Here is a 23,686-nt window from a genome sequence, read left to right as displayed (position 1 = left end):
GTCCGGCGAACGAAATGCGCGACTCTATCAAAACCGTCACGTAGCGGGCAAAAAATCCATGCTGCGGCACACGCGTTTGAACCCGTCGGGGCCCGCCGCATCGCCCGCCAGACGGCGCCGTGCAGCGCAAAAATAAAAATTGAACGACCGTGCTATTTTGTGTATTCTGTGTCGAGTCGCGGCCTTACCGCGCGTTAAAAAAACGATAGTTGAGAGACAGTTCAACCGCGAGGCACGGTGCGCCTGATCTGCCGGCCCTCGCATCACCAAAGGAACCAGCATGACTGCGGAGTACAAGGTCCAGGACGGCGTTGCCGTCATTACGCTCAGCAACCCGCCCGTCAACGGCCTTGGCCACTCCACGCGCCTGGGCATTGTCGAAGGCATGGTCAAAGCTGGCGATGACGCCAACGTCAAGGCCATCGTGATCACCGGTGCGGGCAAAGCCTTCTCGGGCGGCGCCGATATTCGCGAATTCAATACGCCCAAGGCGACGCAAGAGCCGACGCTGCACGCCGTCATCAAAGCCGTTGAGTCGAGCAACAAGCCGGTCGTGGCGGCCATCCATTCGGTGGCGATGGGCGGTGGGCTGGAACTGGCGATGGGCTGTCACTACCGCGTGGCAGCACCGGGCGCGCAGATCGCGCTGCCGGAAGTGAAGCTGGGCATTCTGCCGGGCGCAGGCGGCACGCAGCGTCTGCCGCGCGCCATCGGCCTGGAGCCGGCCTTGAACATGATTGTGTCCGGCAACGCCATTCCGTCGGAAAAGCTGGCCAAGAGTGGCCTGTTCGACCAGATGATCGAAGGCGACCTGATGGCCGGCGCCATCGATTTCGCCCTGAAGGCCGCTGCCGAAGGCAAGCTCCCCAAGCTGCGCGATCGCAAGGTCGAGCACGACAACCCGCAAGGTTTCCTGCAATTCGCGCGCAACACCGTGGCCGCGGTTGCCAAGAACTTCCCGGCGCCGGGCAAGTGCGTCGACGCTGTGCAGGCCGCAGTGGAAAAGCGCTTTGACGACGGCATCAAGTTCGAGCGCGACTTGTTCATCGAACTGGTGAATACGTCGGAATCGCGCGCGCTGCGTCACGCTTTCTTTGGCGAACGCGCTGCCAGCAAGATCCCCGATGTGCCGGAAGACACGCAGGTGCGCAAGGTGGAGAAGGTTGCTGTGATCGGCGCCGGCACGATGGGCGGCGGTATCTCGATGAACTTCCTGAACGCAGGCATTCCGGTCACGATGCTGGAAACCAAGCAGGAAGCGTTGGACCGCGGCGTTGCCACCATCCGCAAGAACTACGAGAACAGCGCCAAGAAGGGCAAGCTCACGCAAGAGAAGGTCGAGCAGCGCATGGCCCTGCTGACCCCGACGCTTTCCTACGACGACATCAAGGACGCCGACCTCGTCATCGAGGCCGTGTTCGAAGAAATGGGCGTCAAGGAAGTCGTGTTCAAGAAGCTGGACGAAGTCGTCAAGCAGGGTGCGATCCTGGCGTCGAACACGTCCACGCTGGATGTCGACAAGATCGCCAGCTTCACCAAGCGCCCGCAAGACGTGGTCGGCATGCACTTCTTCAGCCCGGCCAACGTGATGAAGCTGCTGGAAGTCGTTCGCGGCAAAGAGACCGCCAAGGACGTGCTGGCCACCGTCATGAAGCTGGCCAAGGCCATCAAGAAGACGGCCGTCGTGTCCGGCGTGTGTGACGGCTTCATCGGCAACCGCATGATCGAGCAATACAGCCGCCAGGCCGGCTATCTGCTCGACGAAGGCGCGCTGCCCGAGCAGGTCGACAAGGCCATCGAGAAGTTCGGCTTTGCGATGGGCCCGTTCCGCATGGGCGACCTGGCCGGCAACGACATCGGCTGGGCTATCCGCAAGCGCCGCGCCGTGGACAAGCCGGACATCGTCTATTCGAAGACCGCCGATCTGCTGTGCGAGATGGGCCGCTTTGGCCAGAAGACCGGCGGCGGCTGGTACGACTACAAGGCGGGCGACCGCAAGCCGTATCCGAACCAGCAGGTCAACGACATGATCGTCCAGCATTCGAAGGATCTGGGCATCACGCGCCGCAAGATTTCGGACGAGGAAATCGTCGAGCGTCTGGTGTTTGCGCTGGTCAACGAAGGCGCAAAGATCCTGGAAGAGGGCATTGCCTCCAAGGCGTCGGACATCGACATGGTCTACCTGACCGGCTACGGCTTCCCGCTGTTCCGCGGCGGCCCGATGCTCTACGCAGACACCGTCGGCCTGTACAACGTCGCGCAAACCATGCACCGCTACAGCAAGGGTTACCACGGCGAAGCCTGGAAGGTCGCGCCGCTGCTGCAGAAGCTGGCCGACGAAGGCAAGGGCTTCAACGGCTGATGCGCGGCTAACGCACCAAGCAACTAAGCAACCGCCATGCAACTCACGCCCACCGATTGCCTGCTGATCATCGACGTGCAGAACGACTTTCTGCCCGGCGGCGCGCTGGCCGTGCCGGAAGGCGATCAGGTTATCCCGGTCGTCAACCAGCTCTCCAGGGCATTCGGGCGCGTGGTGCTGACGCAGGACTGGCACCCACACGAGCACGTGTCGTTCGCAGCCAACCATGCGGGAACGCAGCCATTCGGCACGATCGAGCTGCCTTACGGTCAGCAAGTGCTGTGGCCAGTGCACTGCGTGCAGCACAGCGCAGGCGCCGCGCTGGCTGACGACCTGGACGTGCCGCATGCGCAGTTGATGGTTCGCAAGGGCTATCACCCGCACATCGACAGCTACTCCGCATTCTTTGAAGCGGATCGCAAGACGCCGACCGGCCTGCTGGGCTACCTGCGCGAGCTTGAAATCAAGCGCGTGTTCTGCGTTGGGCTTGCCACGGATTTTTGCGTGGCGTGGTCAGCACTGGATGCACGTGCCGCCGGGCTGGAAGTTGCCGTCATCGAGGATGCGTGCCGCGCGATCGACCTGAACGGATCGCTCGCGCAGGCGTGGCAGCACATGACGGAGGCGGGCATCGCGCGGTTGCAGTCGCCGGACGTTTTGAACACCTTGTCTTGAACGGATAACTGAATACATCGGGCGCTGCCGAAGCTGCGCCCGCCACCAGATACGAGGAGCAACACCATGACCGAAGCAGTCATCGTTTCCACCGCACGTACCGGCCTGGCCAAGAGCTGGAAGGGCGCCTTCAACATGACGCACGGCGCTACGCTGGGCGGCCACGCTGTTCAGCACGCCATTGAGCGCGCCAAGATCGAGCCGGGCGAAGTGGAAGACATCCTGATGGGTTGCGCGAACCCGGAAGGTGCAACGGGCGCCAACATTGCGCGCCAGATCGCCCTGCGTGCCGGCTGCCCCGTGACCGTGCCGGGCGCAACCGTCAACCGCTTCTGCTCGTCGGGCTTGCAGACCATCGCCATGGCCGCGCAGCGCGTGATCGCCGATGAAGGCGATATCTTCGTGGCTGGCGGTGTGGAATCCATCTCGTGCGTGCAACAGGAAATGAACCGCCACATGATGACCGAAGGCTGGCTCACCAAGCACAAGCCGGAAATCTACTGGAACATGCTCCAGACCGCCGAGAACGTCGCCAAGCGCTACAACATCGCCAAGGACCGCATGGACGAGTACGGCGTGCAAAGCCAGCAGCGCGCCGCCGCCGCTGCTGCTGCCGGCAAGTTCAACGACGAAATCGTCCCGATGACGACCGTGATGGGCGTGGCCGATGCCAAGACCGGCCAGCTCATGACCCGCGAAGTCACGATCTCCGCTGACGAAGGGATTCGCCCCGACACGACGCTTGAGGGTGTGGCAAAAATTCGCTCCGCAGTGCCGGGCGGCGTGGTCACTGCTGGCAATGCCAGCCAGTTCTCCGACGGCGCATCCGCCGCTGTGGTGATGAATGGCAAGGTGGCTGCCGCCAAGGGCCTGCAGCCGCTGGGCGTGTTCCGCGGCTTTGCCGTGGCAGGTTGCGAGCCGGATGAAATGGGTATCGGCCCGGTGTTTGCCGTGCCCAAGCTGCTGAAGAAAGCCGGCTTGAAGGTTGACGACATCGGCCTGTGGGAACTGAACGAAGCATTTGCCGTGCAGGTGCTGTACTGCGCAGACAAGCTGGGCATTCCGATGGACCGCCTGAACGTCAACGGCGGCGCCATCGCCGTGGGCCACCCGTATGGTGTGTCGGGTGCACGCTTGGTCGGCCACGCGCTGATCGAAGGCAAGCGCCGCGGCGTCAAGTATGTGGTCGTGACCATGTGCATCGGCGGCGGCCAAGGCGCAGCCGGGCTGTTCGAGGTGCTCTAAACAGACAGGCTCCCGCATAAAAACGGGAGCCTGTTTTGTTTCCACTGGACTTGCTTGATCACCAGCGCGTGCACCGAGACGGTTTGGCCTTTCTTGCCCTTGATGGCGCCTTGAATTTTCGTAAGTGGGCGGAAACAAGACGGGAAACTGTCTGAGCGCAGCGAGTTTTTCCCGTCTCCGCTCGGTTACGGAAATTCAAGGGATGGGTCGCCATCTCGGGCGCGCCTTTCTTTGCTTACTTTCTTTGGCAAGACAAAGAAAGTAAGTCGGCCCCGGCAGGGGACGAAACACAGGATGCACCAACATCATGTCCTCGAAACTGCTATCCCGCCGCGACCTGAGCTTCCTGCTCTACGAATGGCTCAACGTCGAGTCACTCACAAGCATCCCCCGTTACGCTGATCACTCCCGCGAAACCTTCGACGCCGCACTCGATACGTGCGAGCGCATCGCAACGGACTTGTTTGCCCCACACAACAAGAAAAACGACCAGGAAGAACCGCACTTCGACGGCAACAAGGTCCACATCATCCCCGAAGTGAAGGTCGCGCTGGACGCCTTCAACAAAGCGGGCCTGATGGCTGCCGGGCAGGACTTTGAACGCGGCGGCATGCAACTGCCCACCGTAGTCGAGAAAGCCGGCTTCGGCTTCTTCAAGGCCGCCAACGTCGGCACCAGCTCGTATCCGTTTCTCACCATCGGCAACGCGAATCTGCTGCTCGCGCACGGCACGCCCGCGCAAATCGAGACCTTCGTGCAGCCCGAGATGGAAGGCCGCTTCTACGGCACGATGTGCCTGTCGGAGCCGCAGGCAGGCTCGTCGCTGTCGGACATCGTCACGCGAGCCGAATACGAAGGCGAGTCGCCACTTGGCGCGCAATACCGTCTGACCGGCAACAAGATGTGGATCTCCGCTGGTGAACACGAACTGTCGGAAAACATCGTCCACCTCGTGCTGGCGAAGATTCCCGGCCCGGACGGCAAGCTGATTCCGGGCGTGAAGGGCATTTCGCTCTTCATCGTGCCGAAGTTCCTCGTCAATGCCGATGGCTCGCTCGGTGAGCGCAATGACGTGGTGCTGGCCGGCCTGAACCACAAGATGGGCTATCGCGGCACGACCAACTGCCTGCTGAACTTTGGCGAGGGCACGCAGTTTCGCCCGAAAGGTGCAGACGGCCAGCCGCGCGCCGGTGCCATCGGTTACCTCGTCGGCGAGCCGCACAAGGGCCTCGCGTGCATGTTCCACATGATGAACGAGGCGCGCATCGGCGTCGGCATGGGCGCAACGATGCTCGGCTACACGGGTTATCTGCATGCGGTGGACTACGCGCGCAATCGCCCGCAGGGCCGTCCGGTCGGGCCGTCGGGCAAGGATGCAGCGTCTGCGCAAATCCGCATCGTCGATCACGCTGATGTGCGTCGCATGCTGCTGGCGCAGAAGGCGTACGTGGAAGGCGCGCTTGGTCTGAACCTGTATTGCGCCAAGCTCGTCGATGAAGAGCGCGGGGAAACCGACGCGGCCAAGCGCGCAAAGCTCGGCCTGCTGCTCGACATCCTCACGCCGATTGCGAAAAGCTGGCCGTCGCAGTGGTGCCTGGAAGCCAACAGCCTGGCGATCCAGGTGCATGGCGGCTACGGCTACACGCGCGAATACAACGTAGAACAGTTCTACCGCGACAACCGACTGAACCCGATTCACGAGGGCACGCATGGCATCCAGGGCCTGGACCTGCTGGGCCGCAAGGTCGTGATGCAGGATGGCGCCGCCTTCACTGCATTGGGTGAGCGCGTGCAGGCCACCGTCGGCCGCGCGTTGGAAACCGACGATGAAACGCTGGTCGGCTACGGCCGCGCGCTTGGCATGGCCATACAGAAATTGGCCAAGGTCACGCAAACGCTGTGGGCCGCTGGCGACCCGCGCGTGACGCTGGCGAACGCCTCGGTCTATCTGGAAGCGTTCGGCCATGTTGTTGTCGCGTGGATCTGGCTGGAACAGGCCCTGTCTGCCGCAAAGGCGCTGCCGAACGCGCAGGGCGAAGACGCTGACTTCTATCGCGGCAAGCTGCAGGCCGCGCGCTACTTCTTCCAGTGGGAACTGCCGAAGATCGACCCGCAGATCGCACTGCTGGGCTCGCTCGACACCACAACGCTGGACATGCAGGACGCTTGGTTCTAACTACGATAACGACACAGGAGACACCATGGGTACGCTCAAGCATCTGTTTGATCTTTCCGGCAAGACGGCGCTCATCACGGGCGGCTCGCGCGGGCTCGGCCTGCAGATTGCCGAAGCACTGGGCGAGCAGGGCGCGCGCATCGTTTTGTCTGCCCGCAAGGCCGATGAGCTGAAGGAAGCGCAGGCACACCTGAAGTCGCTCGGCATCGAGGCCGACTGGATTGCGGCCGACGGCGCCATCGAAGCCGACATCCAGCGCCTAGCCGACGAGGCGCTTGCCAAGCTCGGCCACATCGACATTCTCGTCAACAACGCGGGTGCGACGTGGGGCTCGCCGGCGGAAGACCACCCGGTCGAAGCCTGGGACAAGGTGATGAATCTGAACATCCGCGGCCTGTTCCTGCTCACGCAGCAGATCGGCAAGCGTTCGATGATCCCGCGCAAGTACGGAAAGATCGTCAATGTGGCGTCGATTGCGGGCCTGAAGGGCAATCCGCCGGGCTCGCTGGACACGATTGCCTACAACACCAGCAAGGGCGCGGTGGTCAACTTCACGCGCGCGCTGGCCGGTGAGTGGGGCGAGCACAACATCACCGTCAACGCGATTGCGCCGGGCTTCTTTCCGTCGAAGATGACGCGCGGGTCGCTGGAAAAGCTTGGTGTGGACAAGCTGGCCGAGCGCTCGCCGCTGCATCGCATTGGCGACGACGAAGACCTCAAAGGCGTGGCCGCCCTGTTCGCGTCGGATGCCTCCAAGCACATCACCGGCCAGATCCTCGCCGTCGACGGTGGCGTGAGCGTGGTCTAATTTCGGCTGCTTCTCACTCTTTCTGACGCAGCATGAACGCAGACAACAACGGTTTTCCGATCGACATCCCTTTCCTGAAGCTTCTCGGCATGCGCTGCCTGAAGGTGGCCGATGGCGAGGGCGTGGTCGAGCTTGCCCTCGAAGCGCAGCACATGAACAGCTGGGAAATGGCCCACGGCGGCGTGACCATGACGATGCTCGACGTCGCCATGGCCATGGCCGGCCGCTCGGCCGACGTGCACGGCCGCGGCGTGGTGACGATCGAGATGAAGACGGCGTTCATGCAGCCCGGGCGCGGCACGCTCAAGGCCAGCGCCCGTTGTGTGCACCAGTCCACCACCATGGCGTTTTGCGAAGGCGAGGTGCGCGACACAGATGACAAGCTGGTCGCGCGCGGCTCGGGCACGTTCAAGTTCGTCAAGCGTATGCCGTCGCCGCGCCCCCCCGAACCCGGCGCGGACGGCTGACCAGACAACACCGCAGTTGCAGTACCCAGTTGCACGCCGGACAGCGTCCGACACACAAAAAGAGCAACCACGGAGACAAGCATGCAACACCCTGCGCGGCGGACGGCGTCTGCCCTTGCCATCACTCTGCTTTGCTGCACCGGACTGACCATGACCCTGGAAGGATGCGCCTCCAACCCCGCGCCGGCCGACGCACCGGCTGCCAGTGCATCGACCGCCGTGCAGCCGCCGCCCGCGCCCAATCCGCCGATGCAGAAGCCGCTTACGGCCGACGAATCTGATCCGAACAAGATGGGCTGGATGCAAGGCTTCCCGCCGCCGCCCGATCGCATCATCCGCTTTGACCTGGCGGGCAACATGTTCCCACGCACGCGCTATGGTTACAGCCACGTGCGCGAGTTTGTGCCGACGCGTGTGGTGTGGCACGGCGACGGTCCCGTCAGCAAGCTGCCACGCGCAGAGCGTGACATCAGCGGCGTGCTGTTTACCGATCCGAACGGCACGCGCCGTACGTTTGCCGAAGCGCTCAAGCTCACCTACACCGACGGCATCCTCGTCATGCACAAGGGCAAGGTGGTGTACGAGCGCTACTTTGGCGCGCTCGATGCGCATACGCAGCACATCGCCATGTCGGTCACGAAATCGTTTGTCGGCACTCTGGCCGCCATGCTGGTGGCCGACGGCAAGCTCGATCCGGCCGCGCCTGTTACGCAGTACGTGCCGGAACTGAAGGACACCGCCTACGGCGACGCCACCGTGCGCCAGGTCATGGACATGACCGTGGGTGTGCATTACTCCGAAAACTATGCCGACCCGAACGCCGATGTCTGGGCGTACGCCCGCGCCGGCGGCATGCTGCCGCGTCCGGCTGGTTACAAAGGCCCCGACAATTTCTACGATTACCTGACGACGCTGCGCAAGGAAGGTGAGCACGACGCGGAGTTTTCGTACAAGACCGTCAACGCTGAAACGCTGGCGTGGATCGTGCGCCGTGCGTCAAACAAGTCGCTGGCGGCGCTGCTGTCCGAGCGCATCTGGCAACCGATGGGCGCACAGGATGACGCGTACTTCTCGGTCGACAGCATCGGTACGGAATCGGGCGGCGGCGGGCTGAACACCACGCTGCGCGATCTGGCGCGCTTTGGCGAGATGATCCGCAACGACGGCCGCTTCAACGGCAAGCAGATCCTGCCCAAGAGCGTGATCGAAGACATCCGCCGCGGTGGTGACCCGGCCAAGTTTGCCAAGGCAGGCTACACGACGCTGCCCGGCTATTCGTATCGCAACATGTGGTGGGTTTCGAGCAACGACCACCGCACGTTCGAAGCGCGCGGCATCCATGGCCAGCGCATCTATATTGATCCGGTGGCCCAGATGACGATCGTGCGCTATGCCTCGCACCCGATCGCAGCCAATGCTGCCAACGATCCGGTCACGCACCGCGCATATGCGGCGCTGGCCGAGTATTTCATGCAACACAAGTAACAACCCGACCCAACACCGATATCCGATATTCAGGAGCGTTTTTTTATGTCGAAGACCTATCAGCGCATCGTTCTGGCTTCGCGCCCGCAAGGGGCCGTGACGCCCGACAACTTCCGCCTGGAGACGGTGGAGATTCCGGAACTGCAGGACGGCCAAGTGCTGGTGCGCAACCATTTCCTCTCGCTCGATCCGTACATGCGCGGACGCATGAACGACAGCAAGTCGTATGCGCAGCCGCAGCCGCTTGATGAAGTGATGATCGGCGGCACCGTTGGCGTGGTGGAAGCGTCCAAGAACCCGTCGTTTGCCGTGGGCGACAACGTCGTTGGCATGTTCGGCTGGCAAGAAGTGGGCGTGTCGGACGGCCGCGGCATCCAGAAGGTGGATACGCGCCACATTCCGCTGTCGGCGTATCTCGGCTCGGTCGGTATGCCGGGCGTGACGGCGTGGTATGGCCTGAACAAGATCATGCTGCCCAAGCCCGGCCAGACCGTGGCGGTGAGTGCTGCTTCCGGCGCAGTGGGCAGCGTGGTGGGGCAGCTTGCCAAGCTCAAGGGCTGCCGCGCCGTGGGCTTTGCCGGCGGCAAGGACAAGTGCGATTACGTGGTCAACGAACTGGGCTTTGATGCCTGCATCGACTACAAGGCCGCCAAGGATCCGAAGGAGCTGTACAAGATGCTCAAAGAGGCTACGCCCGATGGCATCGATTCGTACTTCGAGAACGTGGGTGGCTCGATCCTGGATGCCGTGCTGTCGCGCATGAACCCGTTCGGCCGCATCGCTATGTGCGGCATGATCGCCGGCTACGATGGCCAGCCGCTGCCGCTGCAGAACCCGCAATTGATCCTGGTATCGCGCCTGACCATCGAGGGCTTCATCGTCTCCGAACACATGGACGTATGGCCGGAAGCACTGCGCGAACTGGGCGGTTTCGTGGCGCAAGGCAAGCTGAAGTTCCGCGAGAGCGTGGCAGAGGGCTTGGCGAGCGCACCGGAAGCGTTCATGGGCCTGCTCAAGGGCAAGAACTTCGGCAAGCAACTTGTCAAGCTGGTTTAAGTTGTGCCGCACGCGGACTGTCAATCGCTTGACAGTCCGCCGGGCGAGGGCCGCCACAGAATGGCCCCACCCACAACGAACGCGTGAAGGAGACACCATGAACGCACCTGAAACGACGCAAGCCAAGCGGCCCGACAGCATGGCCGCCAGCCTCAGCCCCGAGGCAGCTGCCCGCTATCGCAACCTGCCACGTCCGCCGCAATTTGCCACCGTGGCCGAAGAGCGCCTGCACCGCAAACAGCGCCTGGCTGCAGCGTTCCGCCTGTTCTCGAAATTCGGTTTCGACGAAGGCGTGGCCGGGCACATCACGGCGCGCGATCCGGAACACCAGGACAGCTTCTGGGTGAACCCGTTCGGTGTGCATTTCAGCCAAGTGACGGTGTCGAACCTCATCCGCTGCGATCACCACGGCAACGTGGTTGAAGGCGATTACCCGGTCAACGCTGCAGCGTTTGCGATTCACTCGCGCGTGCATCAGGCACGACCGGATGCAGTCGCCGCTGCGCACTCGCACAGCACATATGGGCGCGCGTGGTCCACGCTCGGCCGCAAGCTCGATCCGCTCACGCAGGACGTGTGTGCGTTCTACGAAGACCACGCGCTGTATGACGATTTCGGCGGCGTGGTGGTCGAGCTGGACGAAGGCCAGCGCATTGCAGAAGCACTCGGCAACAACAAGGCCGCCATCCTGCAGAACCACGGCCTGCTGACGGTCGGCAAGACGGTCGACGAAGCAGCATGGTGGTTCATCACGATGGAGCGCTCCTGCCAGGTGCAGTTGCTGGCCGAAGCCGCCGCTGCCCGCACCGGTGGCGCACCGCGCACGATTTCCGATGCCGCTGCCCGTCAGGCGTATTCGATCGTCGGGTCGGCGCAGGCGGGGTGGTTCCAATTCCAGCCGCTATATGCGCGCATCGTCAAAGAACAACCCGATCTGCTCGACTGATCGGCATTGCAAATCCCTGGAGCACGCATGACGGACCTGATCCTGCATCACTACGCCACCTCGCCGTTTTCTGAGAAGGTGCGCTTGATCCTTGGCTACAAGGACCAGCCGTGGAAGTCCGTCACGGTGCCTGTGATCCTGCCCAAGCCGGATGTGATGCCGCTTACCGGCGGCTACCGGCGCACGCCGTTCCTGCAGATCGGCGCGGACATTTATTGCGATACCGCGCTGATCGCGCAGGTGCTGGAGTCGATTCATCCCGCACCGACGCTGTATCCCTCAGACCATGCCGCAGCGGTGTTTTCGATGGCGCAGTGGGCCGATACGACGCTGTTCTGGGCCACCGCAACTTTCGTGACGCAGCCGGCGGGCTTCCAGAGCCTGTTCGGTGATGCACCGGAAGCCTTCGTCAAAGCCTTCGTGGAAGACCGCAAGGCAATGCGTGTGGGCGGCACTGGCTTGCGCACGCCGCTGCCGGAAGCCACCTCCACGCTGCAGGTGTTCCTCGCGCAACTGGAGCGGCAGTTTGCAACAGGCGAACGCATCTTCCTGTTTGGCGAGCAGCCGACCGTGGCCGATTTTTCCGTCTACCACTGCCTGTGGTTCATCCGCCGCGCAACGGCGGTGGCCGGCATCCTTGATGCGCACCCGGAAGTCGTCGCATGGATGCATCGCGTTGCGGCATTCGGTCACTCGCAAGCGCAACCGATGACGCCTGCCGAAGCGCTGGACATTGCCAAGGCCGCCACACCGCGCGCGCTGACTGAAACGAACGCCACCTTCGACGACAGCCACGGCCTACCCAAAGGCACGCGCGTGACAGTGGCCGCGGTTGACTACGGCGTCGATCCTGTTGAAGGGGACCTCGTGGTCTCCACACGCGACAGCGTCGGCGTGCTGCGCGAAGACCCGCGCATCGGCCAGGTGGTGGTGCATTTTCCGCGCGTCGGTTATGCCGTGCGCAAGGTTGAGGCGGCAGGCTGACACGGCTTGGCCATCTCGATCGCTTTTCCTATTACAACGACATCAGTGAGACACGTATGAAGCAATTCGCAGGCGGTGTGGCCGTCATCACGGGCGGTGCGTCGGGTTTCGGCAAGGAGTTCGCCAAGAACGCTGCCGGGTTGGGCATGAAGCTGGTGCTGGCCGATATCCAGCAGGATGCGCTGGATGCCGCGGTAGCCGAATTCTCGGCGCAGGGCGTGGACGTGATTGGCCTGCGCGTCGACGTGTCGAAAGTGGAAGACGTGCAGGCGCTGGCCGATGCGGCCATCAAGGCGTTCGGCAAGGTCAACCTGCTGTTCAACAACGCCGGCGTGGGCGCCGGTGGCCTGATCTGGGAGAACACCGAGCGCGACTGGGATTGGGTGCTCGGTGTGAACCTGCACGGCGTCATTCACGGTGTGCGCATCTTCACGCCGCTGATGCTGGAAGCCGCCAAGAAAGATCCGTCATACGAGGGCCATATCGTCAATACGGCGTCGATGGCGGGGCTGCTGAATGCGCCGGCCATGGGCATCTATAACGTGTCCAAGCACGCGGTGGTGGCGCTGTCCGAATCGCTGTATCAAGACTTGAGCCTGGTGACCGAGCAGATCCATTGCTCGGTGCTGTGCCCGTACTTTGTGCCGACCGGCATTACGCAGTCTGACCGCAACCGCCCGCAGGATCTGGCCAACACGGCGCCGCCCACAAAGTCGCAGCTGGTTTCACGGGCTATGTCGGAAAAGGCTGTCAGTTCCGGCAAGGTCACCGCCGAGCAAGTCGGCCAGATGACCTTCGACGCGATCCGCAACGCGGGCTTCTATATCTACTCGCACCCGCATGCGCTGGCGCCTGTGCAACATCGCTTTGAAGACATCATCTCGCAGCGCAATCCGTCTGATCCGTTTGAAGGCAAGCCCGACGTGCGCGCGCGTCTGGTCGATGCGCTGCGCGGGTAATTCCACCTCTACGACTGCCACTACTCCGAGATCGCCATGAACACTGCAACGGCTGCCGCTATCACGGAATCGCAATTCGCCGATCTGCCTAACGGCACGCGGCTGCATTACGCCAGCGCCGGCAAGCGTGGCGCGCCGCTGTTGCTGTTCGTTCACGGCTTTCCGGAGTTCTGGTACGAGTGGGAAGCACAGCTTGCTGCGTTTGGCGACACGCACTTTGCCGTTGCGCCCGACATGCGCGGCTACAACCTGTCGAGCAAGCCGGCGGCGGTGGATGCGTATCGTCCGAAGTTCCTGGTGCAGGATCTGACGCAGTTCATCACGGCGCTGGGCTACGAGCGCGCCATCGTGGTGGCGCACGACTGGGGCGGGGCAATCTGCTGGAACCTCGCCATCCAGCATCCGGAGGCGGTCGAGCGGTTGGTGATCGTCAATTCGCCGCATCCGTGGGTGTTTGCGAATGCGCTGCTGAGCGATCCGGCGCAGCAGGCCTCATCGGCGTATATGAACTGGTTGCGCCAGCCGGGTTCGGAAGACGCGCTGGCCGCTAACGATTTTGAAAAGCTCGAAGGTTTCTTTCACGGCATGGGGCAGCCGGTGGCCGAATGGTTCACGCCCGAGGTGCGAGCGCGCTATCACGCTGCCTGGAGCCAGCCCGGCGAGGGCGGTTCCCACGGCCTGACCGGTGGCGTGAACTACTACCGTGCCTCACCGTTGCATCCGCCCACCGAGGGCGTTGCGCCGTTGCGCATTGACCAGATGCCGCCCGAGGCGTTTGTCGTGAAGGTGCCTACGCTCGTGATCTGGGGCGAGATGGACATGGCGCTGCCGAAAAGCCTGCTCAATGGGCTGGAGCGCTTCATTCCCGACATGCGCCTGGAGCGCATTCCCGACGGCACGCACTGGGTCGTGCACGAACAACCGGAGCGCATTACCGCGCTGATCCGGTCGTTCGTTTCCTGAGCGCCTGCGTTAGTTACATCGACTCCGCCAGCATGCGGCGGTAGTCGTCCGCCGTGGCGATGCGCGGGTTGCTCTTGTGGCAGTGGTCGAGCAGGGCGCCTTCCACCACATGTTCCAGCGCATCTTCCGGCACGCCCATCTGGCGCAGGCCCGTTGGCAGGCCGAGGCGCGCCGTCAGGTCATGCACCGCCTGGGCGAGGTCCGCGCCGGCCGGAAGATTCATCACGCGGCGCATGCGCGCGTAGCGGTTGTCTCGCACCACCGTCTCGGCCGTCTCGTTGAAGCGCAGCACCGCCGGCAGCACCACCGCGTTGAGCGTGCCGTGGTGCAGCCCCGTTTTGCCATTGACCTTGACGCCGCCCAGCGGGTGCGACAACGAGTGCACGCACCCCAGGCCTTTTTGGAACGCCATCGCACCCTGCATTGATGCGCTCATCATGTTCAGCCGCGCATCGCGGTCAGCGCCATCGCGCGTGGCGCGCTCGATGTTGGCCCACGCACGCTCGAGGCCATCCAGCGCAATGCCGTCCGCAGGCGGGTTGAACGCGGGTGCGAGAAAGGTTTCGATGCAATGCGCAATCGCATCCATGCCGGTGGCGGCCGTCAACGCAGGCGGCAGACCCAGCGTCAGCTCGGCATCGCAGATGGCTGACTTGGGCAGCAGGTGCCACGAGTGGAAACCAAGCTTGCGGCCGTCTTCCAGGATGATGATCGCGCCGCGCGCCACCTCGCTGCCGGTACCGGCCGTGGTGGGGATCGCAATCAGCGGCGCCGCCGCTTCGGTGATCTTCGTGCTGCCGCCCTCGATGGTCGCGTAGGTGGTGAGCGGCTCCGGGTGCGTGGCCGCAATCGCAATCCCCTTGGCCAAATCGATCGACGAACCACCGCCGATGGCGATCAGCCCGTCGCAACCGGCGTCTTTGTATTGCGCGGTGGCCTTGAGCACCATCGCCTCGGTCGGGTTGGAAGGCGTCTCGTCGAACACGGTGACGGGCAGGCCGCCCGTGGCGTCAATCGCGCGCTGTGCAAGCCCGGCGGCGGCCACTCCTTTGTCGGTCACGATCATCGGCCGGCGGATGCCGACGCGTGCGCATTCGCTTTTCAGTTCGTTGACGGTGCCAAAACCAAGGTGAACGTGGGTGAGGTAGAAGATGAGGGCCATGCTGTCTCCGTATGGTGATTGTCGGCGTCGCCCGTCTTGCCGTGCGGGCGTGGTTCAATGGATACTCCGATGATAGCCAAATTAGAACGATCGTTCAGTTCTTGCCCTCATGCAGCACCCGTCTCTCGACTCGCACGTCGCCCAGTTACTCGATCTGGTTGCGCGTGCCAAGCGTCCGCCGCTGAATGCACTGGACCCCGCCGACGCCAAGATCGCCTACGAAAAGAGCAGCCCCATTGTCGATATCCCGCCCATCCCGCTGGAAGCCGTGCACGACCTGACGGTAACTGCGCGTGATGGCCATGTCATTCCCATTCGGACATACGCGGCGCGCGAAGCCAGCTGGGCAGATCCATTGCCGCTGCTAGTGTATTTCCATGGCGGCGGTTTTACCGTGGGCAGCATCAAGACACACGACCAGCTTTGCCGGTCGCTGGCGGCCAAATCGGGGGCGATGGTGTTGTCGGTGGATTACCGGCTTGGGCCCGACTGGAAATTTCCAACCGCAGCGAACGACGCGTTCGACGTACTGCAATGGGTGTTCGATGAAGCCGCCACCATCGGCGCCGACCCGGCACGCATCGCTTTCGGCGGCGACAGCGCGGGCGGTACGCTGGCTGCTGTGAGTGCCATTGAGGCACGCAATCGCGGCTTGGCACCGGTGCTGCAACTGCTGATCTACCCCGGCACCACCGCGCGTGAATCCACACCGTCGCACCGCGAGTTTGCCGAGGGCTATTTGCTCACGCAGGAGATGATTCACTGGTTCTTCTCGCAATACCTGCGCAGCGACGCTGATCGCGACGACTGGCGTTTCGCCCCGCTCGATGCCGGTGGCCACGGCGCGGACGTCACCGGCGTGTGCCCCGCGTGGATTGCCGTGGCGGGCTTCGACCCAATCCGCGATGCCGGCATCGGCTATGCCAACAAGCTGCGCGCAGCGGAGGTGCCGGTCGAGCTGAAACTGTACGAAGGCATGATTCACGACTTCTTCAAGATCGGGCGCTTCGTGCCGGCTGTGGAAGACGCGCACCGCGATGCTGCCAACGCGCTACGCCGCGCCTTCGGCACCGAAACCGAATCCACATAACGAGCGCAAGAGAGAGGACCACATGGCGATCGAGGATTTCCGCCACAGCACGCCGCTGCGCGTACGCTGGGCCGAAGTCGATGCGCAGAGCATCGTCTTCAATGGCCACTATCTGCTGTACGCCGATGTGTGCATCACCGAATACTGGCGCAGCATCGGCGTGCGGTATCCCGTGGATGTGGTCGACACCTTTGGCGTGGATTTCTACGTGGTCAAATCCACGCTCGAATATCATGCCTCCGCGCGCTTTGACGATGAGCTGGACCTGCGCTGCCGTGTGGCGCGTCTGGGCCGCTCGAGCATGCGCTTTATCATTGAGATGTATCGCGCAGACGAACACCTCGTCACCGGCGAAGTCATCTACGTGTGTGCCGACCCTGCCACGCAGACCTCCGCGCCGATTCCCGATACGCTGCGCGAACGCATCCTCAACTTTGAAGTTCTGAAGCCTGAAGTGTGAGAACTGAGCATGACTGCCCCTGAATCTGTCCGCCCGCTTGCCGGTGTTGAAGTTGCCCGCTGGGACGCCGTGCGCGAAGAAGCCCGCGCCATCCGCTACGACGTGTTCGTCACCGAACAAGGTGTGCCTGTTGAACTGGAATGGGACGCGTGGGACGACCAGTGCTGGCACGCGCTGGCACACGACACGGCCGGGCGCGCTGTCGCCACCGGCCGCCTGCTGCCCGATGGCCATATCGGCCGGATGGCGGTGCGCAAGGAGGCGCGCGGCACGGGCGTTGGCGCGCGCGTGCTGGAAGCCTTGATCGACAAGGCGCAGTCGCTGGGCTACCCCGAGCTGATCCTGAACGCGCAAACCCACGCCATGCCGTTCTACACGCGCGCAGGCTTTACGGCCGAGGGCGAAGAGTTTGAAGAGGCCGGCATTCCGCACCGGACCATGCGTCGCGTGCTTACACGTTGATATCCTGGGCGGCCCGCACAATGGCTGCGATGGCCGCCTGCGCTGCCGGCGACGCGGTTCTGCCGTGCAGCCGCACAATCCCCGTCGTGGATGGCGGCGATAGCCAACCCTTCACCGCCAGCCGCACCAGCGCGCCGCTTTCCAGCTCCTCCCGCACGGCGGCGTCCGTGGCACCCAGCACGGTGTCCGTCGTGAGCGCAACCGTCTTCAATACGCCGTAGTTGTCGCACTCCAGCGCGATGCTGGCCTCCTGACCCGCCGGCAGGCCAAGCAGCATCGCCAACTCCACCTTCGACGGGCTCAGGAGTTTCGGTACGGCAATGCCGTATTCCCAGACTTCACGCAGCGTGCACGTGCGCCCCGCAAGCGGGTGGCCAGCCCGTACGTAAAGGTGAGGGGGCTGCCCTCCAATCAATTGGATATCGAGCGCGGCATCTTTCGGCATGTCGCGCACGTCTGCGGCGAAGAATTCGATGTTCTCGCTGCGCAGGCTCTCCAGCAGTTGCACCCAATTGCCGACCTCCATGCGCAGTGCGACTTGGGGATGCTTATGCCGCAATTCCTGCAGTGCCTGGGGCATAAGCGTGGCTGTCAGCAGCGGGCCGACACCGAAGGCCGTGTCGCCAAGTTGGCTGTCGCGATACAGATCAACGTCGCGTTGCAGGCAGCGTGCCTCGAACAGCAGGCGCCGCGCGCGTTCGATGACGAATTCGCCGGCGGGCGTGGGGCGCACGTCACCGGTTTCGCGATCGAACAGGCGGATGCCGAGATCGTCTTCAATAGTCTGGATGCTCCGGCTGAATGCGGGCTGGCTCAGATGCACCGCTTGCGCGGCACGCGCGAAGTGCAGCGTGTCGGCAAGGGCTACGACGTGACTCAGGCGGCGCAAATCCATGGCATTGCGTCTTGTGCATTAAATAGATGTTCATTATGCATTGGACGCATTGAGGGCGCACTCCTAGGCTTGTCTCCACAACAAAAGCGAGGAGACACCGATGAGTTCACACATGGAGCACGCGCTGATCGTCGCCTGCATCCTTGGATTTGCCGTCATGGAGTTCGTGACGCGGCGCTACCAAGCCAACGTGCGCGGCCGCGCGACCGCCAACGATGCCTGGCTCGAGGTGCTGATGTTCATCAGCCTCGTCGCCGTTACGCAGCCGATCGCGCTGCTGGGGAGCAACGCCCTGTGCAAGTGGCTCATTCCGGCGCAGCACAACGCGTGGGCGGATCTGCCCTGGTGGGCGATGATCGGGTTGCTGCTCATCGGTGACGACCTCACGCAATACCTCTGGCACCGCGCCTCGCACACGCCGCTGCTGTGGCCGCTGCACCGCGCGCATCACAGCGCGTCGTACATGAGCGTGCGCATTACGTACCGCAACAACTTCTTCTACTACCTGATGATGCCGGGCCTGTGGATTGGCGGTGTGGCGGTGTACCTGGGCTTTGGACCCGTCTATGCGGCGTACCTGGTCGTCAAGCTGGCCGTCATTGTTGGCGCGCATTGCGCCTGGCCGTGGGATGCACCACTGTATCGCATCCGCGCGCTGCGTCCGTTGATGTGGGTGATCGAGCGGACGATTTCCACGCCCGCCACGCACTGGGCGCATCACGCGCTCACAAACGCCGATGGCATCGGCCACTACAAGGGCAACTTCGGCAACCTGCTGTTTTTCTGGGATGTGCTGTTTGGCACGGCGCATATCACGCGCAAATATCCCGCGAAGATCGGTTTGCAGGATGACGTGCTGTTCGGCGCCGAACCCTGGACGGCGCAAATGTTCTATCCGCTGGTGCAGTCCAAGCGCGAACATTCGGCATTGCGCCCGGGCGGCGCCGCCGTCACCGAAATGGAGATGGCAAGGGATCAGGCCGCGAGCGCCAAGCAGGAAGCGGCCTGAACGGGGCGGCGCTTACGTATCGGCGTGCGTGACGGTATCGAGCACGCCGAGGTAGCGCGTCTCACCAATCTGGCCTTCCGCGTTGAAGCGGCGCTCGGTCACATCAAAGCAGCCGTCGTGGCGGATGCGCACGATGGTGCTGGCGCGCGTGCCATAGCGCGGCGAACGGATGAAGGCGGCAGAAAGCAGTTTCTCCCACTCCGGCGCCACGCCCGTGGCGGGCAGGGAGGCGGTCGGTGCTTCACGCGTTTCAGAGAGCAGATCGAGATAGCGCGCCACATCCAGCGCATTGCCGTGCCGGCCCGTATCTGCGGCCAGGGCCTCGGCAAAGGCGGCCATGCGATGCCGCACCTTGAACCACGGCGTATCGAGCAATGCGTTGGACAGTCCGTACAGGCCGGGCGCGAGCTTGCGCGGCGCTTCGGCGCGGTTGCTCGTCCACCAGAGTTCGTCGCGTGTGGCGGTCAGCAGGTTGTAGCCGTTGTATGCCCGGTCGCGGGCGGTGAGGCTATCGAGATAGGCGGGCACCGACATATCGTCCGCCGTCAGGAAACTCGAGACGAGTTCCCCGCGCGAGCGCGCATCGGGTCGGCGCTCGGACGGCGCACGGTAATTCGTCAGCGCGGCAAAACGGCCATCGCGCGTCATGCCCATCCACGTGCCTGCGTGACCGACCACCTGGGCCATGTCACGCCCGGCCAGCACGTTGGGCGCGTCGCTCCACCACGCCAGCGGCGCGGCAGGGCGGTCATAGAATTCGTCCCGGTTGGCGGCCACCACCAGCGCGTAGTCGGGGTGGGCGTGCCAGGCCGTGAGAATCAAACACATGAGCACTTCCTTTGAACATGCCGCGCAACGAACGTCCAATAGTCAATGTGACGACCTGTGTGGCGCGGGCTTCGGCCAAGCATAGCAGCCTGCCGGATTTTTGCGATGGCGATTGCGGCAGGGCGCCGTCAGCTGTTTTCTAGATCGACAAACAGCTCTGCATGGCGTTCGCCCGCGACGAATTCACGCGGGCCGCCGGTTTCCCACAGGGCCGCCAGCGTGGCCGCAAAGGCGGGCGGGACGTCGTCGTAAGACTCCATCCACGTGGCTTGGCCGTCGCGTGTTTCGGGGCGGCGCATCAAGGCGCCTGCGACGCCTGTCGCTTCTTCCACGGTATCGAGCCAACGTTGCCAGCGCGGTAGCGCAGCGGCAGCGTCATGCTCAGCGATGCGGAAGTAGACGAACAGGTGGTCGGCCATGATGGGGTCCGGTGTCAGGCGTTTTCCGAAACGGGAATGACGTACGGCAGGTTTTGCAACGTCAGCACTGGGCCGTCCGGCGTGGCCAGGTGGATAACGGTGTCGAGCGCGTCCAGCTTCAGCTCGACCAGCAGATCGGTGCCGCCATCCGGCGCCATGGCTGCGTTGACCACCATGCCGCACGGTTGGTTCGGGTCGGTTGCGCTGTAGACCTCGGCACCGGCCGACGTGGGTGCATTCACGTGCGCGCGCTGCATGCGCCGCTTGAGCGTGCCGCGATACTGGCTGCGCGCCACGATTTCCTGCCCCGGGTAGCAGCCCTTGCGGAAATCGACGCCGCCCAGCAATTCCAGGTTGACCATCTGCGGGACGAACTGTTCCTGCGTGGGCAGGGTGATGTGCGGCACACCTGCTTGCAGGCTCAGCCAGTCCCACACTTCGGTGCCGACCAACGACAGGCGCAACGACAGCGTCTTCCAGGCCTCCTGAAAATGCTCGGCATGGACCATCCATTGATAGCGTGGGCGTCCGCCAGCATCCGGCAGGCGGACGACCGCGCCGAATTGCTGGCCCACCGTGGCGGGCTGCTGCGCCACCGCGTTGACGGTGTCCGGTTCAGGCAACACGGCACCGGCCTCGCGCAGCGCTTCCGCCGCATCGGGCCCGGCGACGCCGATGGCGATGAACTCGTCCATCGGGCGCAGCTTGGCCTTGGCGCGCAGCACGAACATCGACAGGCGCTTGGTCAACGCCGGAGCGATCGCCTTGTCTGTCTGCAGCACGATCGTATCGGCCTGACGCCACATCAACAGCGTGGCAAGCAGCCGGCCCTTGGGCGAGCAATATCCGGCCAGACGTGCCTGGTTCAAACCAAGGCCTGTAACGGCGTTGGTGAGTTGGTTATGCAGGAACTCGGCCGCATCTGCGCCTTCGACGGCGATGCGCGCAAGATCGGTAGGTGCGCAGAGCACGCTGCCGCGCGTGGCAGCGTCAAATTGCACGTCGAGCGGCGGAAAGCTCAGCGTATCGACAAAATCGTGGAAGACATCGTTCATGGTGTGCGGGGCGGCCTTGGATAGACCGGTATTATATTGGGCTGTCTAAAGGGCAGCTTGTGCCCTGTCTATCCATTTCAAGAGTGCGGAAATCGCCGGTGTCGGCCGGCTCCGCACGCAGATTCGCAACAGAATGTTCTCTTTTCTCAAACGCTTGATCCTGCTGGCGATCCTGATTGTGCTGGCAGCAGTAGGCGGTGTGGTGTGGTGGGCCCAGCAACCGGTGAGCCTATCGGCCTCGCCGCTGGAGGTGGTGATCAAACCGAACTCGAGCGTGATCTCGGTCGGCAAGCAGCTTGCCAACGCCGGCGTCGGCGTGCAGCCGCAGTTGTTTTCGGTGCTGGCGCGCGCCACGGGCAACGCTAAGAGCCTCAAAGCCGGCGGTTATGCGCTGGAAACCGGCGCAACGCCCATGTCCATTCTCGACAAGATGGCGCGTGGCGAGGTGACGCATTACGTCGTTACCGTCATCGAGGGCTGGTCGATGCGGCAGATGCGGGCAGTGGTTGACGCAGAACCTGCGCTCAAGCACGACACGGCCGGCATGTCTGACGCAGACCTGATGCGCAAGATCGGCGCGCCCGAAACCAACCCGGAAGGCCTGTTCTTTCCAGACACCTATCTTTTTGCGCGCGGCAGCAGCGATGTGGAGCTATACCGCCACGCCTACCAGGCGATGCAGAAGCGCCTGAATGACGCCTGGGCGAAGCGCTCGCTGGATCTGCCCTACAAGACGCCGTACGAAGCGCTGACCATGGCCTCCATCATTGAGAAAGAGACTGGCCAGAAGCTGGAGCGCTCAATGATTGCCGCCGTGTTCGTCAACCGGCTGCGAAAGAACATGCTGCTGCAGACCGATCCGACGGTCATCTATGGCCTTGGTGCCAGCTTTGACGGCAATTTGCGCAAGCGCGACTTGCAGACCGACACGCCGTACAACACGTACACGCGCACGGGCCTGCCGCCCACGCCGATCGCGTTGCCGGGCATGGCGTCGCTGCAGGCGGCGCTGAACCCGGCACCGTCGGATGCGCTGTATTTCGTGGCGCGCGGCGACGGCAGCAGCCAGTTTTCGACCAACCTGACGGACCACAACCGGGCCGTCAACAAATATCAGCGCGGCCAACCATGACCGGCAAGTTCATCACATTCGAAGGGATCGACGGGGCGGGCAAGAGCACGCACCTGGCGTGGTTTGCCCAGCAGCTGCAAGCGAAGCTCGCTCCCCAGGGCAAAAAGCTGGTCATCACCCGTGAGCCGGGCGGCACGCCGCTGGGTGAGCGACTGCGCGAAGTGCTCCTGCACGAGCGCATGCACCTGGAAACTGAAGCGCTGCTGATGTTCGCCGCCCGTCGCGAGCACATCGCCGAGGTGATTCAACCCGCGCTTGACGCGGGTGACTGGGTCATTTCCGACCGTTTTACCGACGCCACGTTCGCCTATCAGGGCGGGGGCAGGGGCTTGGCAATCGACCGGCTGGAGGCGTTGGAGCGCTGGGTGCAGCAGGGTCTGCAGCCGACAAAGACCATCCTGTTCGATCTGGCCCCTGAGATTGCCGCCGCGCGCTTGGCCGATGCCCGCACGCCAGACAAGTTCGAAGCCGAGTCCGCACAGTTCTTCCTGCGCACGCGTGCCGAATACCTGCGCCGCGCGGCAGCCGAGCCGGATCGATTTGTGGTGCTCAATGCCAACCGGGAGCGGACCGATATCCAGAAAAACTTAGAGAATCTGCTTGCAACGCTCTGATTTTGCAGGCAATTTCGGATACGGAAATAATGGTTTCACGGCAAGTTTTTGCATCAACAATCTGACGCAACCTATTGATTCATGATGCTTTATCCCTGGCAATCCGCTGATTGGTCCCGCCTGCAGGCCATGCGGGCCAAGTTGCCGCACGCGATTCTGCTCAACGGCCAGGCAGGCACCGGCAAGCGCGATTTCGCCATGCATTTCGCGCAAGGCCTCTTATGCGATACGCCCGTCGCTGACGGCCAGCCATGTGGCACATGCGCGGCCTGCAACTGGTTTGCGCAGGGCAATCATCCGGATTTCCACCTCGTGCGCCCTGAAGCGATGGAGGACGCGCCCGAGACCGAGAAAGACGCCGACGGCAAGAAAAAGGCACCGAGCAAGATCATCCGCATGGAGCAGGTCCGCAACCTGATCGAGGGGGTGGGGGT

23 protein-coding genes and 1 pseudogene are annotated in these 23,686 nt (G+C 63.3%); 19 read left to right on the top strand and 5 right to left on the bottom strand.

What is annotated here, in order from left to right; translation table 11 throughout:
• The first annotated feature begins 280 nt into the window (after nt 1-280).
• From ACCD03_RS16255 to ACCD03_RS16200, 12 genes are all read left to right on the top strand, one after another.
• Nucleotides 281-2,362, top strand: a complete 2,082-nt coding sequence (locus ACCD03_RS16255; RefSeq protein WP_045206317.1) for a 3-hydroxyacyl-CoA dehydrogenase NAD-binding domain-containing protein — start codon at nt 281-283, stop codon at nt 2,360-2,362.
• A gap of 36 nt (nt 2,363-2,398) precedes the next feature.
• Nucleotides 2,399-3,037, top strand: a complete 639-nt coding sequence (gene pncA, locus ACCD03_RS16250; protein WP_316675148.1) for a bifunctional nicotinamidase/pyrazinamidase — start codon at nt 2,399-2,401, stop codon at nt 3,035-3,037.
• A 66-nt stretch (nt 3,038-3,103) separates the two neighbouring features.
• Entirely contained in the window at nt 3,104-4,282 is a 1,179-nt protein-coding gene (locus ACCD03_RS16245; protein WP_045206319.1) for an acetyl-CoA C-acyltransferase, read from the top strand.
• A 307-nt stretch (nt 4,283-4,589) separates the two neighbouring features.
• Complete coding sequence (locus ACCD03_RS16240) at nt 4,590-6,458, top strand: acyl-CoA dehydrogenase (RefSeq protein WP_413412284.1); 1,869 nt, start codon at nt 4,590-4,592, stop codon at nt 6,456-6,458.
• Between the two features lie 25 nt (nt 6,459-6,483).
• Nucleotides 6,484-7,266 carry an SDR family oxidoreductase gene (locus ACCD03_RS16235; protein WP_024975647.1) on the top strand — a complete coding sequence of 261 codons (783 nt, stop codon included), beginning with the start codon at nt 6,484-6,486 and terminating at the stop codon, nt 7,264-7,266.
• A gap of 32 nt (nt 7,267-7,298) precedes the next feature.
• Nucleotides 7,299-7,733 carry a PaaI family thioesterase gene (locus ACCD03_RS16230; protein WP_413412283.1) on the top strand — a complete coding sequence of 145 codons (435 nt, stop codon included), beginning with the start codon at nt 7,299-7,301 and terminating at the stop codon, nt 7,731-7,733.
• A gap of 81 nt (nt 7,734-7,814) precedes the next feature.
• Nucleotides 7,815-9,218: a serine hydrolase gene (locus ACCD03_RS16225; RefSeq protein ID WP_325649884.1), complete on the top strand. Its 1,404-nt coding sequence runs from the start codon at nt 7,815-7,817 to the stop codon at nt 9,216-9,218.
• A gap of 45 nt (nt 9,219-9,263) precedes the next feature.
• Nucleotides 9,264-10,274, top strand: a complete 1,011-nt coding sequence (locus tag ACCD03_RS16220; RefSeq protein ID WP_413412282.1) for an NADP-dependent oxidoreductase — start codon at nt 9,264-9,266, stop codon at nt 10,272-10,274.
• 97 nt (nt 10,275-10,371) lie between these two features.
• Nucleotides 10,372-11,220, top strand: a complete 849-nt coding sequence (locus tag ACCD03_RS16215) for a class II aldolase/adducin family protein (protein ID WP_045206325.1) — start codon at nt 10,372-10,374, stop codon at nt 11,218-11,220.
• A gap of 27 nt (nt 11,221-11,247) precedes the next feature.
• Entirely contained in the window at nt 11,248-12,204 is a 957-nt protein-coding gene (locus ACCD03_RS16210; RefSeq protein WP_413412281.1) for a glutathione S-transferase family protein, read from the top strand.
• A gap of 56 nt (nt 12,205-12,260) precedes the next feature.
• Nucleotides 12,261-13,163 (top strand): SDR family oxidoreductase, encoded by a 903-nt coding sequence (locus tag ACCD03_RS16205; protein ID WP_413412280.1) that lies wholly within the window; start codon nt 12,261-12,263, stop codon nt 13,161-13,163.
• Between the two features lie 36 nt (nt 13,164-13,199).
• Entirely contained in the window at nt 13,200-14,126 is a 927-nt protein-coding gene (locus ACCD03_RS16200; RefSeq protein ID WP_325649875.1) for an alpha/beta hydrolase, read from the top strand.
• A gap of 13 nt (nt 14,127-14,139) precedes the next feature.
• Here ACCD03_RS16200 and ACCD03_RS16195 read toward each other — a convergent pair whose 3' ends face one another.
• Nucleotides 14,140-15,288 (bottom strand): iron-containing alcohol dehydrogenase, encoded by a 1,149-nt coding sequence (locus tag ACCD03_RS16195; RefSeq protein ID WP_325649873.1) that lies wholly within the window; start codon nt 15,286-15,288, stop codon nt 14,140-14,142.
• A gap of 109 nt (nt 15,289-15,397) precedes the next feature.
• Between ACCD03_RS16195 and ACCD03_RS16190 the strand changes: the two genes are divergently transcribed.
• From ACCD03_RS16190 to ACCD03_RS16180, 3 genes are read left to right on the top strand one after another with little or no spacing between them, the layout of a single operon-like run.
• Nucleotides 15,398-16,378 carry an alpha/beta hydrolase gene (locus ACCD03_RS16190; RefSeq protein ID WP_045206330.1) on the top strand — a complete coding sequence of 327 codons (981 nt, stop codon included), beginning with the start codon at nt 15,398-15,400 and terminating at the stop codon, nt 16,376-16,378.
• Nucleotides 16,379-16,400: 22 nt separating this feature from the next.
• Nucleotides 16,401-16,838 (top strand): acyl-CoA thioesterase, encoded by a 438-nt coding sequence (locus tag ACCD03_RS16185; RefSeq protein ID WP_024975656.1) that lies wholly within the window; start codon nt 16,401-16,403, stop codon nt 16,836-16,838.
• Between the two features lie 9 nt (nt 16,839-16,847).
• Nucleotides 16,848-17,300, top strand: a complete 453-nt coding sequence (locus ACCD03_RS16180) for a GNAT family N-acetyltransferase (protein WP_325649869.1) — start codon at nt 16,848-16,850, stop codon at nt 17,298-17,300.
• On the opposite strand, the gene ACCD03_RS16175 is transcribed toward ACCD03_RS16180, so the two are convergent.
• Nucleotides 17,290-18,195, bottom strand: coding sequence for a LysR family transcriptional regulator (locus ACCD03_RS16175; protein WP_325649867.1), 906 nt, complete (start codon nt 18,193-18,195; stop codon nt 17,290-17,292). The two genes, ACCD03_RS16180 and ACCD03_RS16175, sit on opposite strands and share 11 nt — an antisense overlap.
• A 100-nt stretch (nt 18,196-18,295) precedes the next feature.
• Here ACCD03_RS16175 and ACCD03_RS16170 point away from each other — a divergent pair, with 100 nt between their 5' ends.
• Nucleotides 18,296-19,204 (top strand): sterol desaturase family protein, encoded by a 909-nt coding sequence (locus tag ACCD03_RS16170; protein ID WP_413412279.1) that lies wholly within the window; start codon nt 18,296-18,298, stop codon nt 19,202-19,204.
• Nucleotides 19,205-19,216: 12 nt separating this feature from the next.
• Here the strand turns inward: ACCD03_RS16170 and ACCD03_RS16165 are convergent, their stop codons facing one another.
• From ACCD03_RS16165 to ACCD03_RS16155, 3 genes are all read right to left on the bottom strand, one after another.
• Nucleotides 19,217-20,032: an NRDE family protein gene (locus tag ACCD03_RS16165; RefSeq protein ID WP_325649863.1), complete on the bottom strand. Its 816-nt coding sequence runs from the start codon at nt 20,030-20,032 to the stop codon at nt 19,217-19,219.
• 128 nt (nt 20,033-20,160) lie between these two features.
• Nucleotides 20,161-20,451, bottom strand: a complete 291-nt coding sequence (locus tag ACCD03_RS16160; protein ID WP_260802457.1) for a DUF4936 family protein — start codon at nt 20,449-20,451, stop codon at nt 20,161-20,163.
• A gap of 14 nt (nt 20,452-20,465) precedes the next feature.
• On the bottom strand, nt 20,466-21,506 hold the full coding sequence (locus tag ACCD03_RS16155; RefSeq protein ID WP_325649860.1) for a folate-binding protein YgfZ: 1,041 nt from the start codon (nt 21,504-21,506) through the stop codon (nt 20,466-20,468).
• Nucleotides 21,507-21,639: 133 nt separating this feature from the next.
• Between ACCD03_RS16155 and mltG the strand changes: the two genes are divergently transcribed.
• The 3 genes and pseudogenes from mltG to ACCD03_RS16140 all read left to right on the top strand — a co-directional run.
• The gene (gene mltG, locus ACCD03_RS16150; protein ID WP_325649858.1) at nt 21,640-22,638 is read left to right on the top strand and encodes an endolytic transglycosylase MltG; all 999 of its coding nucleotides are present in this window, start codon (nt 21,640-21,642) and stop codon (nt 22,636-22,638) included.
• Nucleotides 22,635-23,252, top strand: a complete 618-nt coding sequence (gene tmk, locus ACCD03_RS16145) for a dTMP kinase (RefSeq protein WP_325649856.1) — start codon at nt 22,635-22,637, stop codon at nt 23,250-23,252. Before mltG ends, tmk begins: the two co-directional genes overlap by 4 nt.
• 81 nt (nt 23,253-23,333) lie before the next feature.
• Nucleotides 23,334-23,686 (top strand): annotated as a pseudogene (locus ACCD03_RS16140) (DNA polymerase III subunit delta'); the annotation flags it as partial.

Source organism: Ralstonia sp. Ralssp135 (assembly GCF_047304345.1).
Lineage (GTDB): Bacteria > Pseudomonadota > Gammaproteobacteria > Burkholderiales > Burkholderiaceae > Ralstonia > Ralstonia chuxiongensis.
This window is presented reverse-complemented; position numbering and strand designations above follow the sequence as displayed.